Genomic DNA, 16149 nt, shown 5'->3' with positions numbered 1-16149 from the left:
CCTTCTATTTTCTAAGCATTCTAGCTATATCTTTTGCAAAGTAAGTTATTATTATGTCTGCTCCAGCTCTTTTTATAGATAAAACACTTTCCATTATAGCTTTTTCATCTAGTAATCCATTCTTAACAGCAAGTTTTAACATAGAGTACTCTCCACTTACATTGTACGCTGCTATAGGCATGTTGAAATTGTCCTTTATTCTTCTTATTACATCTAAGTATGAAAGTGCAGGTTTTACCATAACTATATCTGCTCCTTCTTCTATATCAAGTTCTACCTCGCGAACTGCTTCATCTGTATTTGCAGGATCCATTTGATAAGATCTTCTATCTCCAAAAGATGGTGCAGAATGAGCTGCATCTCTAAAAGGGCCATAGAATGAGGATGCATATTTAGCGCTATATGCCATTATAGGTGTATTCTCATATCCTGCTTCGTCTAAAGTTTTTCTCATATGAGCTATTCTTCCATCCATCATATCAGATGGAGCTACCATATCGGCTCCTGCCTTTACATGGCTTAAAGCTATTCTTGATAGATACTCTAATGTCTTATCATTATCTACATATCCATTTGGACGTAGTATTCCACAGTGACCATGGCTTGTATATTGACACATACAAACATCAGTAACTACATATATATCATTAGTAATTCTCTTTATCTCTCTTGCAGCCTTTTGAACTATTCCATCTTCTGCATAAGCTTCTTTTCCATACTCATCTTTTTCATTTGGAACACCAAATAACATTACATACTTTATTCCAAACTCTTTTAATTCTTTTACTTCTTCTTCTAATTTATCTACTGATATATGATAAACATCAGGAAGTGATGGTATCTCTTTTTTTATATTTTCTCCCTCAACAATGAATAGAGGATATATTAAATTATCCATCTCAATTCTAGTTTCTCTAACTAAATCCCTTACAAGGTCACTACTTCTAAGTCTTCTAGGTCTTTTAATCACAGCTATTCCCCCTTAATATCTTCTATAATAGTATTCAAAATTCCATCTATAGTGTAATCCTTAGCTTCTTTATAAACCTCTAAATTAAAATCTCTAACAGTATTTGAAGTTATAGGTCCTATAGATATTAATTTTGAATTTTTAAGCTTGTCTATATTCTCTTTTCCTACTATATTAATAAGATTTTTAACTGTTGATGAGCTAGTGAATGTTATATAATCCAATTTATTAGAATCTAGCATCTCAAGTATTTTGTCTTTATTTCCATCACCTAACACAGTATTATATATCTTAACCTCTTTAACATAACATATTTTATCTAATTTATCTACCAAATAATCCCTAGCTTCACTAGCTCTTGGAATCAATATTTTATCATCCTTAACTAGTAAGTCCTTCAATTCATCATATATAGCTTCAGCAACAAACTTTGGAGGCACTATATCAGCTATTATCCCCTTTGCCTTAAGATCTTTAGCCGTAGCTGGTCCTATCGCCACTATCTTTTTATTAGCTAGTTTTCTAACATCAAAATCTAACTCATTTAATCTATTAAAGAATATCTTAACAGTATTTTGGCTTCTAAATATTATATAACTATATTCTTCTAGATTTTTTATTTGTTCATCTAACTCTTCATTAGGAATTATCTCTTCTATTTTTATAGTTGGAAACTGTATAGGGTTACCACCTAAGTCCATTACTTTCTCTAATAATTTACTATTTTGAGCTCTAGCTCTTGTAACAAGTATACTCTTTCCAAATAAACTTTTTTGCTCAAAGAAATTCAGCTTGTCTCTAAGATTTACAACATCGCCTACAACAATTAAACTAGGTGGCTTTATATTTTCTTTAATAGCTATATCGTATATATTTTCAAGGTTTCCAGTTACTACCCTTTGATTATATCTAGTTCCCCAGTTTATAAGAGCAACAGGCGTATCCTTGCTCTTACCTTCATTAATCAAATTAGTGCATATATTATTAAGGTTCTTAACTCCCATTAAGAATACTAAAGTTCCATTCAGATTAGATAGGGATTTCCAATCAAGTTCCTTTTCTTCATCCTTTAGATGGCCAGTTATAACATGGAATGAAGAAGCATAATCTCTGTGAGTTATAGGTATTCCAGCATAGCAAAGTCCACCTATGGCAGAAGTTATACCTGGAACTACTTCAAATTTAACTCCTCTTTCAAGAAGATACTCTCCTTCTTCTCCTCCTCTACCAAAAACATAAGGGTCTCCACCTTTAAGTCTTGTTACAATCTTACCTTCTTTTGCCCTTTGGCATATAACTTCATTTATTTCATCTTGAGTTAATGTGTGATTGCTAGATGCCTTTCCAACATATATAAATTCACAGCCTTCTTTGGACTCATTCAGCAAATTTTCATTAGCCAATCTATCATATACTATTACGTCTGCCTTTTTAATACACTCTAAACCTTTTAATGTGATTAATTTATAATCTCCAGGCCCTGCCCCTACTAAATATACTATTCCGTACATGGCTTCATCTCCTCTAGTATAATATCAGCAAGCTTATGTCCTAACTCTTTTGCTTCACTAACACTACCCTCTATAAATGTCCTTACAATCCTACTTCCATCCTCTGTTCCAAATAAACCTTCAATCTTTATTCTATCTTCATCTACAGTACAAAATGCTCCTACAGGTATATGACATCCTCCATCAACTCCATGCAAGAAAGCTCTTTCTGCCTCTACCTCAATACAAGTCTTATCATCTTTTATAGATGATACTATCTTTTCTATATCTCCATTATTTTCTCTTATTTGTATAGCTAAAGCTCCTTGTGCTGGAGCTGGAAGCATTATATCAGTCGGTATATAAAAGCTTATTTCATCTTCTATATTTAACCTATGAAGTCCAGCAGCCGCTAAAACTACACCATCAAGATTTTCTTCTTTAATTTTTCTTATTCTAGTTCCAACATTTCCTCTTATAGAAACGACCTCTAAATCTTCTCTGTACTTAAGTAATTGATATTTTCTTCTTTTGCTTCCTGTCCCGATTTTAGCTCCTCTTGGAAGGTCATATATAGTCTTATATCCCTCCTTCAAAACTAATACATCTCTATAATCTTCTCTTTTAGGAACTGCAGCAAATTTAAGTCCATCAGTAACATTAGATGGCATGTCCTTCATACTATGAACTGCTATATCAATTTCTTTGTTTAAAAGCTGCTCTTCTATCTCTTTTACGAATAACCCTTTATCGCCTATCTTATCAAGTGCTATATTCTGAATTCTATCGCCTTTAGTCTTTATTATCTTAATTTCAAATTCTACATCGGGATTTGAATTTCTAAGGTTCTTTATAACCCATTTAGTTTGACTTAGGGCAAGATCACTTCCTCTAGTTCCAACTATTATTTTCATAATCAAGTCTCCTCTTTTTTAGTTCTTCTATGTCTAAGTTTACTAACTCATTTAGTATTCTCTTCTTTTCATCCTTATCCGTACATTTTTCTAAAACTAAATCTCTTATATCTCCTAAAATATTTACATATTCTTCATACTCAATGCCATAGTTGCTCTCAAGCTCTTTTCTTATCTTTGATGCAAGAGATGGACTATTTCCCATGGTCGACACACTAATAACCAAATCTCCTCTTTTAACGCTTGAAGGTACTATAAAATCAGATAAATCTCTATTATCAGCTCTATTGCACATAATATCATTTTCTTTACAGTAACTAGATATATCCTCATTCACCTTTTTATTAGATGCAGCCGCTATAACTATAAAGGATTCTTTCAAATAATCTTCTTTATATTCATCATTTATAAGCTTAACATCTATACTATCAAAATCTTTTATGAACGAAGGACTTACGACTTTTATGTCGCAATTAAACTCCATAAATTTTTTTGCCTTTCTAAATGCTACTTTTCCGCCTCCTACTATAGTTACCTTCTTATTATCTAGTTTTATCATCATAGGATAAAACATTATACCACCTCTAACCTAAAGATCGAATAATTCTTCAATTATACTAGTGTAATCCTTTACTTTTCCCTCATCTTTAGTAGATTTAAGCTTTATAATCGGTTCTCTAATAACCCTTTTTAAAGCAGAAGTCAACATTTTTTCTATTATCTTCTTTTCTCTACAGTCAAGGTCTAACTTTCTGTATATATAATCAAGTGTATCACTTTGTATATCACTACATCTTTCATTTAAAGATTTTATAGTTGGGTCTACCTTTATACTGCTCATCCAGTCTAAAAACTCATTTATACTCTCATCTATAATTTCTTTAGCTACCTTAGATAGCTGGATTCTTCTTTGTTCATTTTCATCAGATATTTTTTTAAGATTATCTATATCATAAACATTAATATTTGGAAGCTCACTAACAGACTCTTCAACATCACGGGGAAGAGCTATATCCATTATATAAATTTCATTATCTATATCCATCATCTCATCTTTTTTTATTATAGTATGAGGAGATGCTGTTGCAGTTATAACAATATCTACATCCTTTAATATCTCATATCTTTTTTCATATTCTATAGGTTTTACCATAGGAAAATCATCGCTTAAATCCAAAACCTTTTTATGGGATCTATTTGTCATATATATCTCATCTAAATCTTCCTCTATTAAGTGCTTAAGAGCTAATATGCTCATTTTTCCAACACCTATTATAAGGGCTTTTTTATTTTTTAATGATTTGAGTTTCTGTTTTAAAAATTTAACTCCTATATAACTTATAGACAAAGGATTCTCTGATATTTTAGTCTCATTTTTTATATTCTTACTAGTAGTTATAGCTTCTCTAAAAAGCTTATTTAAAATTTTCCCGCTAAAACCTAGTTCCATAGAAAATAGCATAGCTTCTTTTGCCTGACCAAGAATCTGATCTTCCCCTAAAACTAATGAATCAAGACCTGAAGCAACCTCATATATATGATTTATAGCTTCTTTATGTTTTTTATCAAATAAATACTCTCTTATATCTTTTTCATCAAAATAGTCTTCATAAAAATCTTTAACTATATCTACCTTTGAATCTATATCTTTTCCGACTATATATATCTCACTTCTATTGCAAGTTGATAAAATAATCACTTCTTCTATACCGTTATCAAGCAAAAAATTTGAGCCTTCTATTTTCTTTGATTCTGTAAAAGATACCTTCTCTCTTATTCTAATAGGAGCAGTATTATGATTCACCCCTACAACTGCTACTTTCATAATTTCGCCCTCCATAAAAATTCGTCTAGTCGCTCCGCACTGACTCATGTCGCCAACGATCCCTAACGGGCTCCGTTGCTCAAAAATAGTTGCAAGTTTAGTTCTTCAATATCATCTATCTTTTCTGGATAATCAAGGCTGGGTCTTAGTATTACTATAGTTTTTATATTTGAGTCAATACTCGCTCTTAATTTTTCTTCAAATCCTCCCGCTACTCCACTTTCTTTTGTTATAACCAAATCACAATTATAAAACTTGTATAAATGCTTGTTTATATCATAAGAAAACGGTCCTTTCATAGCTACTATATTATGAGCTTTTAAACCTAAACTCTCGCAAGATTTTAAGACTTCAGATGTCGGGAGAACCCTAGCTATAATATTTTTATTTTTCAAGTTGTGAACAAATTGCCCTAAATTTTTACTTCCTGTAGACAAAAATATATTCTCACCTATTTTATTGGCAATATCACAAGCTTCTTTTATGCTATCAACCTTTATTATGCTCTCATGCTCCAATATATCACTTGAACATCGTTCATATCTTATATATTTTACGCCTAGTTCACGGCTTGCATCCATGGCGTTTTGCGATACTTCTAAAGCATATGGATGAGTTGCATCTATAATAATTGTTATATTATTTTTCCTAGCAAATTTAATCATATCATACTTATCTAGTCTAGCTACATTAATGTCTTTGCAGTAATTTTTGGAAATTTCTCTTCCATAGTCAGTTGCAACAGATAGAATATATGATTTACCCATTTTATTGAGTAAATCACATATTTTTAGGCTATCACTAGTTCCTCCAAGAACTAGTATCATATAACATAACCCCTTGGAGTTATCATTTTATCTTCATGTATATAAGTGGATTTATTTCCTATTATTACAATAGTAGTCATATCAACTGTTTCAAAATCTACATCCTTGTATTTTACAACTTGCTTACACTGACCATCTCTAGCTACGTCCTTAACTATTCCAACAGGTATATCTCCAGACTTAAACTCACCCATTATTTCAAATGCTCTCTTTAAGTGGTCCTTTCTACCTTTGCTTCTAGGATTATATAAACATATTACAAAGTCAGCTTCAGCAGCAAGCTTTAGTCTTTTTTCTATAACATCCCAAGGAGTAAGTAGGTCACTAAGGCTTATATGACAAAAATCATGCATAATAGGTGCTCCAAGTACAGCTGCTGCTCCTATGCTAGCAGTAACTCCAGGTACAATTTTTACATCTATATCTAAGTTTTGTTTAGTCACAAGTTCAAGAATAAGACCTGCCATCCCATATATTCCGCTATCTCCACTACTTATAACAGCAACTTCCTTACCTTCTTTAGCCTTATCTATAGCATCTTGACATCTCTCTATTTCTTTTCTCATTCCATTTTGAACTACTTCTTTGTCTTTTATAAATTCTTCAACTAAATTTATATAAGTTTTATATCCTACTATAACTTCACTTTTTTCTAGAGCTTCTATAGCTTCATTAGTCATCAAATCTTTGCTACCTGGGCCTATTCCTATTACATAAATCATTTTAATCTCCCCAATCCAAAAGTTATTCCTTTATACTTTGTTTTGTTTGCAATCAAATTTTCGCCACTTAATATATACGAAACTGGCTCAACTACTGAATATACCCCAATAGATTTCTTTACAAACTCTGATTTTTCAAATTTATCTTCAACTTTTAGTATTTCTTCTCTAGATACTATTTCAAACTTTACTCCAAGCTTGTTTGCTAAATCAATTATAGCCTTCTCATATTTTTTAAGATCTACACTTCCAACTACCTTTATAGAGTTTATATCTATATCTTTTTTATTTAAAAAATCTTCAAAGGACTCATACATCAGATTAGAATCAATGTCTCTTCTACACCCGACTGATAAAACAATATTCTTAGGAGTTAACTTTATAATATCCTTATGTTTTATATCTATATATTTCTTATTAGTTATGTAAATTAAAGTATCTATATCTTTAATATTATTTTTATCTTTTATTAATACAAAACCCCTAGTATCTATATCATAATTTTCTTCCATGTATATACCTACTTTTTTGCCTTCTACAAGATATGAATTTACTCTTTTTACATTTTGTTTAAAATCATCTATATGAGCATCTATTTTTTTTATTATCATATCAAGCGCTGATTTATTGTTTACATCTGTAGCAGTAGTTATAACTGGATTAGAATTTAGATAATCACTTAGCTTTATAGTCATCTCATTTGCTCCACCTATATGACCAGATAAAAGACTTATAACATTATTTCCCTTCTCATCCATTACTATTATAGCTGGGTCTTGAGTCTTATCCTTTATATAAGGGCAAATACTTCTGACTACAATACCAGTTGCCATTATAAATATCAAATAATCGTATTTATAGAATATCTCTCCTACAAATTCTTTGAATTTTCCTTTTACAGGCATAGTGTTATCACAAAGGATCTTGTTATTTACGTATACATCGCACTTCATATACTTTTTTATGTTAAGTGCGAGATTTTTTCCATTTGAAGTAAGTGCTATTACAGCTTTATTACTTTCTGTATTCATGCTTAAATTCCTTATCGTACAATTTTGAGTAATTGTACTCTTTGCCAAGAAATTCTCCAACCATTATAAGAGCTGTTTTATTTATTCCTTCTTCTTTAACCTTAGCAGCTATATTCTTTAAGTTACCTTTAACTATTTTCTCTTCTTTCCAAGTAGCCTTATATACAACTGCAATTGGAGTTTCTTCTGTATATCCACCCTCAATAAGTCTAGATACAACCTTCTCTATTTCTTGAACGGATAAGAATATAACCATAGACGTTTGATGCTTTGCAAAAGACTCTATAGACTCTTTCTCTGGTACTGGAGTTCTTCCTTCCATTCTAGTTATGATAACACTTTGAGATATTTCAGGTACTGTGTACTCAACTCCAAGTGCAGATGATGCTCCAAGGAATGAACTAACTCCTGGTGTACAGTCATATCCTATATCTTCTTTAGCAAGCTCTTCTACTTGTTCTCTAATTGATCCATATATAGAGAAGTCTCCTGTTTGAAGTCTTACAACACTCTTATTTTCCTTAACTCCCTTTTTCATAACATCTACTATTTCTCCTAAATCCATATAAGCACTATTATGAATTTCACATCCTTCTTTACAGTAATCAAGAAGTTCTGGATTAACCAAAGAGCCAGCATATATAACAACATCGGCTTCGCTCAATAATTTGTATCCTTTCAATGTTATAAGTTCCTTATCTCCTGGTCCTGCTCCTACGAAATGAATCTTCATTATTATCTACCCCTTTTACATGAAATTATATATGTTGGATTTAAAGGCTTGAAATAATTTCCTTTACCTAATTTTTCAAGCCTTGATACACAAGCTTGTACACATTCTATATCTTCAAAACCTTGTTGTTCAAGTATTTTTAAAGACTCATTAAGTGTTTGAAGTATTATACAGTTGATGACTAAGATACCATCTTTATTCAATAGTTTTTTAAGCCATATTATTATATCTTCTAGATTGCCACCACTGCCTCCTATGAAAGCTGCATCTATTTTTTTATCAAAGCAATCTACTGGTGCGTAGTCTTTTATAACTTTTATATTATTTATATTGAATTTATCAATATTTTCATGTATGAGCTCAACTGCCTCTTCATTCCGCTCTATAGTAAATACTTCTAAACCTTTATTCTCTAAAGATGCTTGTATACTTATGCTTCCTGTTCCCCCACCTACATCTAGGAATGTACTGCAGTTCTTTAAATTTAGTTTACTTATAGATATAGTCCTTATTTCTTCTTTAGTCATCGGGACCTTACCCCTTATAAATTCGCTATCCTTCATCGTATATCACCACTACATTCATATCAAATTTGTCTAAATTCATTATATCTTCACAAGAGCCTATAGTTATTTTCTCATTTTCGTAAGAAAGGTTCTCCCCTACTACCATAGCCTTATTTAATTTTCTTTTTATTATCTCTTTAGCAATTTCCTTTGGACCAATTATATTATCTGTGACTAAAGCAACTTTTTTGTGAGATAATATATAATCAAAATCGGGTTGTTTGCCATGGCAACTACTTATATATATATCATTCATATCCATACTAATTCTTGAAAAAATATACTGGATAGAGCTTATTCCCGATACTATATTTACATTTTCGCTTCCAAGCTCACTAACCATATACTTTCCTATTCCATATATACTAGGATCACCGGAGGCTATTATCGATATGTTTTTATCCTTATTCTCATTTATATAATCTATAATTTTTTTAAGGCTTCCCTTTATCTCTATCTTTTCTCCATTAAAATCATTGAAACTATTTAAATTCCTCGTTCCACCTATTAATACATCACTTTTATGTACTACATTCTCACCTATCTTAGTCAGGTAATTTAAATTTCCAGGACCTATCCCAATTATGTTTATCATTCAAATACCTCCAACAGATTATCTGCACCCTCACTTTTTCCAAGCATATCAAGTTCCATAGAAAATATCATAATCTCAACCTCAATGTCATTATCTAGCCTTTGAATAATCTTATCTCTTCCTTTATTTGCTATAATATCGTATACTTCTTCATATCCATTCTCAGATATTATATCTATTGCAGCCTCTGTAGTTGGACAATTATATATTTCTTTTAAAACACTTATATCAGCACCCATTAAAGACAAATGAGTTATAAGTATCTCCATCCTACAATCAGCCATCTTACTGTGAGTATGAAAAATACCACCAGCTAGTTTTACAAACTTACCTAAATGACCTACCATAAGTATCTTTTCAAACCCAAACCTTTCAGCTTCCTTTATCATATATCCTATGAAATTACTAGTTCTAACAACATAATTAGAATCAATATTTAAAATATCTTTTACGAAATTCTCTCCATGATTTCCTGGAACGAGTATAATATTTTTAATTCCCTGCTTCCTTTTCATCCCCAGCTCAATAGAAAGAGACTTCTTCCAACCTTCCTCAGACATAGGCTCTACAATACCAGTAGTTCCTATTATAGATATACCGCCTTCTATTCCAAGCCTTGGATTAAAAGTCTTCTTAGCAATTTCCTTACCTCTTGGAATATAGATCAAAATATCTGCTCCTAAATCCCCTACAACTTCCCTAACTTCCTTTTCTATCATCTGCATAGGAACCTTATTAATAGCAGCATTTCCAATAGCAATATTAAGACCTTTCTTAGTTACCCTTCCAACACCAATACCACCATCTATATTAATACTTCCAGTATTATTTATAGTAACCTTTGCAAATATATCTAAATTATGAGTAGCATCCTTGTCATCTCCCCCATCTTTCTTGACAGAAGCCACAGCATAATCTTGTACTACTTCCTGATTCTCAACCTTTAAATCTAGCCTTATCCCTTTAGGTGTATCTATCTGAATGCTATCTACCTTTTCTCCTTTTAACGCCATAAAAGCCGCAGCTTTAGCTGCACCTGTAGCAGTAGATCCAGTAGTATAACCCCTTCTATACTTCTTCCCATCTATATAAACATACTTTTCCATAATATCCCTCTTCTCAACGCCGAGACTATATACTATAAAGTACTGCATTAACTATAGCAGCAGCTAAATTACTTCCACCTTTTCTTCCCTTAGATAATATATATTCATTATCGCTTTTTTCAAGATCATCCTTAGATTCAGCAGCTCCAACAAATCCCACAGGAACGCCTATAATTGCATCTGGGTTTAATTTTCCTTCTTCCTTCATTTCCATTACTTTATAAAGAGCAGTAGGAGCATTTCCCATTACAAATATCTTTCTTCCCTCTTCACTAGCAGCTTTTTCTACAGCTGCCATTGACCTTGTTATCTTCTTTTCTTTTGCAATCTTTGCAACTTCTTCATCTGCAACAAAGCACTTTATTTCACAACCTAGCGCCTTTAACTTTCTCTTGTTTATTCCAGATAAAGCCATATTTGTATCTGTATATATAGTTGCACCAGATTTTAAGGCATCTATTAATTTATCAACCGCATTATCAGATATCTTAAGTATGTCTAAGTATTCAAAATCAGCTGTTGTATGTATACATCTTTTTATTATCTTTTCTTCTATTTCATTCTTAAACTCATAGCCTGGTCTAATCTCATCGATTATACCTTGTATTATTTCAAAACTCTTAACCTCTATCTCACTTGGATTTTTTATGTACTTCATATGACCCTCCCCTTAATCCTGCTCTTATAACATTTAAACAGTATATTTTTTTATATTTTTTATTTATTTTATTCATAATCAATTTTTCTTTAAGCTTAGTTTCATCCATATCTTTATCTAGTATTATTCCTACAACAGTTCCACTATGAGCTATATTTACACCATATGCTCCATAATCTTCGCTTATTTTTATTATTTCGCTCAAGCCTTCCTTTTTGTGTATGTTTTCATTTAGTATAGAACTTATAGTTGCAGCTTTTCCAACTAAGCTTAAATCCTTATTTTCAAATCCTTTTTCTAATATATCAAAAGCATATTTTAACTTTTCCTCATTCGTCTTTTTTTTGATGAAATAATCCTGCCTCTTTCTTATATGTTGAGTATTTAATCTCTCATCAGGCTCAAGAGTTAGTATTTTTATTCCATCTATATAACCTAATCGCTTAAATATTTCACCTTTTAATGGATCAAAAATACAGTTGTTTTTTATGTATATAGAATCTGTAGGCTCAATTGTTGCTGCAATTTTTGATATTTCCTTATCTGTTATATCTTTATTTAAAAAGCTAAGTGTTGCTCTTATAGTAGCTCCTATATCAGCTGTAGAGCTTGCCATGCCTTTACCTAAAGGAATATTACTTTTTATTCTTAAAGATATATTTTTAGTATCATCTTTGCTAAGACCAAAATGTTCAAATACTGTTTCTAAAGCTCTTCTAGATTTAAAAGGGCCCTTATTTATATTCTTAGTCGTCTCATGAATATCAGCCCTTGAATACATATTTACAGCATAAGATACTAAATATTCTTTGTCCTTTATCATACCCTGGATAAATTCTCCACATGAGCCTGGGCAAATTCCATAGTGTTTCATGCTATACCCCCATTATTTCTCTCAATGCAGTTATTAACCTTTCGTTCTCTTCTCTTTTTTTAACTGCAACTCTTATATATTTTTTATCTAATCCCTTAAAATTGGATGCATCTCTTATTAATATATCTTTATTTATAAATAGTTTTTCTTTAATGTATTTTGAATCATACTTTTCTAATTTTAATAATATAAAGTTTGTATCTGTATGGAAGCATTCTATATCTTCTATCTTATTTAACTCTTTTAACATATAACTTATCTCTTCTTTAAAATAATCCTTCGTTTTTCTTATATAATTTGTATCTTTAAATATATATTTACATATATTTTCAGCAAATGCATTTACAGTCCAAGGCTCCTTGATACTCCATATACTGTGGATTATATCTTTATTACTAGTTATTCCATAACCAAGTCTTACTCCAGGAAGCCCAAAAAACTTAGTAACAGCCTTTATAATAAATAAATTACTGTACGTATCTATATATTTGACTAGTGAGTATTCATCACTATCATGTACAAACTCCATAAAAGTTTCATCAAGTATCATAATTTTATCGTGCTTTTGTAATAAATCTAGTAGTTCTATAAGATTTTGAACATTTCCACTTGGATTGTTTGGATTGCATACAAATAAAAAATCGAATTTATCTATATCTTTCTCTATACTTCCTATATCTACTTTAAAATCTTCATTTAAATATAAATCTACTACATCTAAATTATTTATAAAAGCAGCCCTTTCATATTCTGAAAATGTGGGATTTAAAATAGCTAGCCTTCCATTTAATACCTTCATAATCATATATATTATCTCACTGGCACCATTTCCAGGTACTATATATTCATAGTTTAAATTTAAATAAGAAGATATATTCTTTCTAAGTTTTAAATACTCTATATCTGGATATTTTATGCTATTTTTCAACCCTTCGAGTACATATTCTTCTATATTTTCAGGTTTATATGGATTTATATTAGAGCTAAAATCTAATATATTTTCACTTTTATTGTACTTACTTATCATCTGATTGACATCTGCACCATGCCCAAGCTTTATCATCTAGTAAATACCCCTTTTCTATATCTTTTATTTAATGACTTATATAAAATATATGCTAAATATATATTGGCGAACGAAACTATAGATAAAGGAATTATAAATCCTACACTCATCTTAAATCCTATTACTGGAATTAATATAAGAGGTGCTACAACTCCGTTTAAAAGAACTCCAAAAATTATAGGCACAATAATTTGCGTAAACTTATATACATATCCAAATATAAATACAAATAAAAACATTTGAACTCCGATTATACTATGTATAACAATTGTAAGCGGAAACCCACTCAAATATGCTGTAATCGCATGTCCTAAAACACCCACTATTCCTCCAGCTAAAGGAGATATAGATAAAGCTGCAAAATAAGCTGGCATAGAATCAAACGCTATAGATGTTCCTGGTATTTTAATTAATGACCCTATAAAACTTAAAGCTATTAGCATTGAAATCTTGACCAATTTTTTCATATAACCTCCTGTATAAAAGTAAAAATTATTAAGGTTAAAATTGAAGTTAAGTACATTATTCTATTGGTTTTTAATATATCTTCTGGTTCTATATTTCTCAACTTGTCTCCTATAGTAGGCTTGTACACTTCTTTACCAAAGTATATATTAGTCCCACCAAGCTGTATATTAAGTGCTCCAGCTACAGCCCCTTCTGGATATGCACAATTTGGGCTCTTATGATTCTTTCTATCTCTTATAAATACTTTGATGCTTCTTTTAAAGTCAAATCCTAAAAATAAAGAAGCAATAGCCATTATACAAGCTGTAATTCTAGCTGGTATAAAATTAAATAGATCATCAATCTTAGCAGATGCAAAGCCTAAATTCATATACTTATCATTTTTGTAACCCACCATAGAGTCTAAAGTGTTAACAGCCTTATACATCATCCCAAGAGGTGCACCACCTATGAATATATACATCATAGGTGCTATTATTCCATCTACTGTATTTTCTGCGACAGTTTCAACAGTGGCTCTTATAATTTCCTCTTTAGATAAGTTTTGAGTATCTCTTCCAACTATAAATGACAACTGTTTTCTAGCCTTTACTATATCATCTTCCTTTAATACCTTATAAATTTTAACAGCTTCATCTTTTAAACATTTTGTAGCAAATATAGTGTATATAATAAATGAATTTACAACTAAGTATAAGTAATAGTTTATATTAAAAGATGCTTTTATAATTAAGTCTGTTACAAAATAAGTTGTAATTACTACTATAAAGTTTAAAAAGAATCCTCCTATTTTAAGGCTTTTTTCAGTTTTAAATATCCTTCTTATAACTTTTTCTATATAATTTATGAATTTTCCTATGTATATAACAGGGTGTGGTAGACTATAAGGATCTCCAAATATGATATCTAGTACATATCCAGTATAAATTGATACTATATTCATTTGTTTTCTACCACCTTATTTAAGAAGTTTATAGGAATATTTAAATTACTGTAAAAATGAGTATGTAAATAAGTTGCTAATGTATTCTTCTTTTGATATCCACCCATCCACTCTTTTATTATTTTAGAGTCTCTCTCCTTTGTTACCTTATAAGCACATTTTTCATTAGTTATAAACTCAGAATGATGAAATTCATGTCCAAAAACCATATCTTCCTTTTTAGATATAGTAGTATCTATTAACGCACATCCTTTTGCATAACCAAATCTTCTAAGCGATTTTGTCATCTCACTTTTACCTTTTAATATTCCAACCATTTTGTATTCTTCATTATCTTTATCTACTATGCTCTCACCTAAATACATAAGCCCTCCGCATTCAGCATATATAGGCTTATTATTATCATGATACCTTTTTATATCTTCTCTTATAGACTTATTTTCCTCTAGTTCTTTTGCAAATATTTCTGGAAATCCACCACCTATGTATATTCCATCGCACTCAGGTAAATATTTGTCATTTAAAGGACTAAATGTCTTTATAGTAACCCCCATATCCTTTAGCATATCTATATTATCCCAGTAATAAAAATTAAATGCCTTATCATACGGTATAGCTATTGTTATATTTTCAAACCTAGGTAAATCATACTTAAAGCTTGATACTACATCTTCTGATTTTGATATTTCTATTAATCTATCCAGATCTATATGTTCTTCTATTATTTGTGCTAAATCGCTAAATTTTTGTTCTAATTCTTTCATTTCAATTGTGGGTATTAGTCCTAGATGTCGGGAGGGAAGGGAAAATTCTATATTTCTTGGAATATATCCAAGAACTTCAACGTCTGTATACTTTTCGATAGCTCGTTTAACTATCTCAAAGTGACTTTTAGATGCTATATTATTTATTATAACTCCTCTTAAATTAATGTCTTTATCTAAACTTTTATATCCTAAAACCATGGCTGCTGCAGATGTAGCCATACTCTTACCGTCTATAACTAATATAACAGGAGCTTTAAGTATTTTCGAAGTGTATGAGCTTGTACAAGAATTTATGTCTATTCCAAATCCATCATAAAGTCCCATAACTCCTTCTATTACAGAAATATCTGCATCCTTAGAATTTTTTAGATATAAATGCTTTATTTTCTCATCACCTAGCATAAAAGAATCTAAATTTCTAGAGTTTCGCTTAGTTATATAAGTATGATACGAAGTATCTATATAATCGGGACCTACCTTATAAGGCTGCACTTTTAGATTTCTATTTTTCAAAGCTGACATTATCCCCATTGAAACAGTAGTTTTACCAACGCCACTACTAGTTCCTGCAATCAATATCTTATTCAATTGATT

18 protein-coding genes are annotated in these 16149 nt (G+C 30.7%); all 18 read right to left on the bottom strand.

Features of this window, described 5'->3' with window-relative positions:
• Window positions 1–4 precede the first annotated feature (4 nt).
• The 18 genes from hemB to M2214_RS01280 all read right to left on the bottom strand — a co-directional run bounded on the left by hemB (window position 5) and on the right by M2214_RS01280 (window position 16143).
• Window positions 5–970, bottom strand: a complete 966-nt coding sequence (gene hemB / locus M2214_RS01365) for a porphobilinogen synthase (protein WP_248481960.1) — start codon at window positions 968–970, stop codon at window positions 5–7.
• Between the two features lie 2 nt (window positions 971–972).
• Window positions 973–2481: a uroporphyrinogen-III C-methyltransferase gene (cobA, locus tag M2214_RS01360; protein ID WP_248481958.1), complete on the bottom strand. Its 1509-nt coding sequence runs from the start codon at window positions 2479–2481 to the stop codon at window positions 973–975.
• Complete coding sequence (gene hemC / locus M2214_RS01355) at window positions 2469–3374, bottom strand: hydroxymethylbilane synthase (protein WP_248481956.1); 906 nt, start codon at window positions 3372–3374, stop codon at window positions 2469–2471. The genes cobA and hemC overlap by 13 nt, the downstream gene beginning before the upstream one ends.
• Complete coding sequence (locus tag M2214_RS01350; RefSeq protein ID WP_248481954.1) at window positions 3352–3948, bottom strand: precorrin-2 dehydrogenase/sirohydrochlorin ferrochelatase family protein; 597 nt, start codon at window positions 3946–3948, stop codon at window positions 3352–3354. The genes hemC and M2214_RS01350 overlap by 23 nt, the downstream gene beginning before the upstream one ends.
• A 15-nt stretch (window positions 3949–3963) precedes the next feature.
• Window positions 3964–5199, bottom strand: coding sequence for a glutamyl-tRNA reductase (hemA, locus tag M2214_RS01345; protein ID WP_248481952.1), 1236 nt, complete (start codon window positions 5197–5199; stop codon window positions 3964–3966).
• 62 nt (window positions 5200–5261) lie between these two features.
• Window positions 5262–6026 carry a cobalt-precorrin-6A reductase gene (locus tag M2214_RS01340; protein WP_248481949.1) on the bottom strand — a complete coding sequence of 255 codons (765 nt, stop codon included), beginning with the start codon at window positions 6024–6026 and terminating at the stop codon, window positions 5262–5264.
• Window positions 6023–6748, bottom strand: coding sequence for a precorrin-3B C(17)-methyltransferase (gene cobJ / locus M2214_RS01335; protein ID WP_248481941.1), 726 nt, complete (start codon window positions 6746–6748; stop codon window positions 6023–6025). The genes M2214_RS01340 and cobJ overlap by 4 nt, the downstream gene beginning before the upstream one ends.
• Window positions 6745–7779, bottom strand: coding sequence for a cobalt-precorrin 5A hydrolase (gene cbiG, locus M2214_RS01330; protein ID WP_248481939.1), 1035 nt, complete (start codon window positions 7777–7779; stop codon window positions 6745–6747). Before cbiG ends, cobJ begins: the two co-directional genes overlap by 4 nt.
• A complete protein-coding gene (locus M2214_RS01325) occupies window positions 7763–8515 on the bottom strand; it encodes a cobalt-precorrin-4 methyltransferase (protein ID WP_248484725.1) in 753 nt (250 codons plus the stop codon). Before M2214_RS01325 ends, cbiG begins: the two co-directional genes overlap by 17 nt.
• Entirely contained in the window at window positions 8515–9039 is a 525-nt protein-coding gene (locus tag M2214_RS01320) for a decarboxylating cobalt-precorrin-6B (C(15))-methyltransferase (RefSeq protein WP_248481937.1), read from the bottom strand. Before M2214_RS01320 ends, M2214_RS01325 begins: the two co-directional genes overlap by 1 nt.
• 25 nt (window positions 9040–9064) lie before the next feature.
• Window positions 9065–9673 (bottom strand): cobalt-precorrin-7 (C(5))-methyltransferase, encoded by a 609-nt coding sequence (locus tag M2214_RS01315; protein WP_248481935.1) that lies wholly within the window; start codon window positions 9671–9673, stop codon window positions 9065–9067.
• Complete coding sequence (gene cbiD / locus M2214_RS01310; protein WP_248481933.1) at window positions 9670–10779, bottom strand: cobalt-precorrin-5B (C(1))-methyltransferase CbiD; 1110 nt, start codon at window positions 10777–10779, stop codon at window positions 9670–9672. Before cbiD ends, M2214_RS01315 begins: the two co-directional genes overlap by 4 nt.
• 25 nt (window positions 10780–10804) lie before the next feature.
• Complete coding sequence (locus tag M2214_RS01305) at window positions 10805–11437, bottom strand: cobalt-precorrin-8 methylmutase (RefSeq protein ID WP_248481930.1); 633 nt, start codon at window positions 11435–11437, stop codon at window positions 10805–10807.
• A complete protein-coding gene (locus tag M2214_RS01300) occupies window positions 11412–12311 on the bottom strand; it encodes a GHMP family kinase ATP-binding protein (protein ID WP_248481928.1) in 900 nt (299 codons plus the stop codon). The genes M2214_RS01305 and M2214_RS01300 overlap by 26 nt, the downstream gene beginning before the upstream one ends.
• Window position 12312: 1 nt before the next feature.
• The gene (locus tag M2214_RS01295) at window positions 12313–13374 is read right to left on the bottom strand and encodes a pyridoxal phosphate-dependent aminotransferase (protein WP_248481926.1); all 1062 of its coding nucleotides are present in this window, start codon (window positions 13372–13374) and stop codon (window positions 12313–12315) included.
• Window positions 13371–13844 (bottom strand): ECF transporter S component, encoded by a 474-nt coding sequence (locus M2214_RS01290; protein WP_248481925.1) that lies wholly within the window; start codon window positions 13842–13844, stop codon window positions 13371–13373. Before M2214_RS01290 ends, M2214_RS01295 begins: the two co-directional genes overlap by 4 nt.
• On the bottom strand, window positions 13841–14788 hold the full coding sequence (cbiB, locus tag M2214_RS01285; protein WP_248481923.1) for an adenosylcobinamide-phosphate synthase CbiB: 948 nt from the start codon (window positions 14786–14788) through the stop codon (window positions 13841–13843). The genes M2214_RS01290 and cbiB overlap by 4 nt, the downstream gene beginning before the upstream one ends.
• Complete coding sequence (locus M2214_RS01280; protein ID WP_248481921.1) at window positions 14785–16143, bottom strand: cobyrinate a,c-diamide synthase; 1359 nt, start codon at window positions 16141–16143, stop codon at window positions 14785–14787. Before M2214_RS01280 ends, cbiB begins: the two co-directional genes overlap by 4 nt.
• Between the last annotated feature and the right edge of the window lie 6 nt (window positions 16144–16149).

Source organism: Tepidibacter aestuarii, from assembly GCF_934924865.1.
GTDB classification, from domain to species: Bacteria; Bacillota; Clostridia; order Peptostreptococcales; family Peptostreptococcaceae; genus Tepidibacter_A; species Tepidibacter_A aestuarii.
This window is presented reverse-complemented; position numbering and strand designations above follow the sequence as displayed.

What these genes read in the sequence shown, in the direction of transcription:
- cobA (WP_248481958.1), bottom strand. Translation starts at nt 2,481, where the DNA reads ATGTACGGAATAGTATATTTAGTAGGGGCAGGGCCTGGAGATTATAAA.
- hemC (WP_248481956.1), bottom strand. Translation starts at nt 3,374, where the DNA reads ATGAAAATAATAGTTGGAACTAGAGGAAGTGATCTTGCCCTAAGTCAA.
- M2214_RS01350 (WP_248481954.1), bottom strand. Translation starts at nt 3,948, where the DNA reads ATGTTTTATCCTATGATGATAAAACTAGATAATAAGAAGGTAACTATA.
- hemA (WP_248481952.1), bottom strand. Translation starts at nt 5,199, where the DNA reads ATGAAAGTAGCAGTTGTAGGGGTGAATCATAATACTGCTCCTATTAGA.
- M2214_RS01340 (WP_248481949.1), bottom strand. Translation starts at nt 6,026, where the DNA reads ATGATACTAGTTCTTGGAGGAACTAGTGATAGCCTAAAAATATGTGAT.
- cobJ (WP_248481941.1), bottom strand. Translation starts at nt 6,748, where the DNA reads ATGATTTATGTAATAGGAATAGGCCCAGGTAGCAAAGATTTGATGACT.
- cbiG (WP_248481939.1), bottom strand. Translation starts at nt 7,779, where the DNA reads ATGAATACAGAAAGTAATAAAGCTGTAATAGCACTTACTTCAAATGGA.
- M2214_RS01320 (WP_248481937.1), bottom strand. Translation starts at nt 9,039, where the DNA reads ATGACTAAAGAAGAAATAAGGACTATATCTATAAGTAAACTAAATTTA.
- M2214_RS01315 (WP_248481935.1), bottom strand. Translation starts at nt 9,673, where the DNA reads ATGATAAACATAATTGGGATAGGTCCTGGAAATTTAAATTACCTGACT.
- cbiD (WP_248481933.1), bottom strand. Translation starts at nt 10,779, where the DNA reads ATGGAAAAGTATGTTTATATAGATGGGAAGAAGTATAGAAGGGGTTAT.
- M2214_RS01305 (WP_248481930.1), bottom strand. Translation starts at nt 11,437, where the DNA reads ATGAAGTACATAAAAAATCCAAGTGAGATAGAGGTTAAGAGTTTTGAA.
- M2214_RS01300 (WP_248481928.1), bottom strand. Translation starts at nt 12,311, where the DNA reads ATGAAACACTATGGAATTTGCCCAGGCTCATGTGGAGAATTTATCCAG.
- M2214_RS01295 (WP_248481926.1), bottom strand. Translation starts at nt 13,374, where the DNA reads ATGATAAAGCTTGGGCATGGTGCAGATGTCAATCAGATGATAAGTAAG.
- M2214_RS01290 (WP_248481925.1), bottom strand. Translation starts at nt 13,844, where the DNA reads ATGAAAAAATTGGTCAAGATTTCAATGCTAATAGCTTTAAGTTTTATA.
- cbiB (WP_248481923.1), bottom strand. Translation starts at nt 14,788, where the DNA reads ATGAATATAGTATCAATTTATACTGGATATGTACTAGATATCATATTT.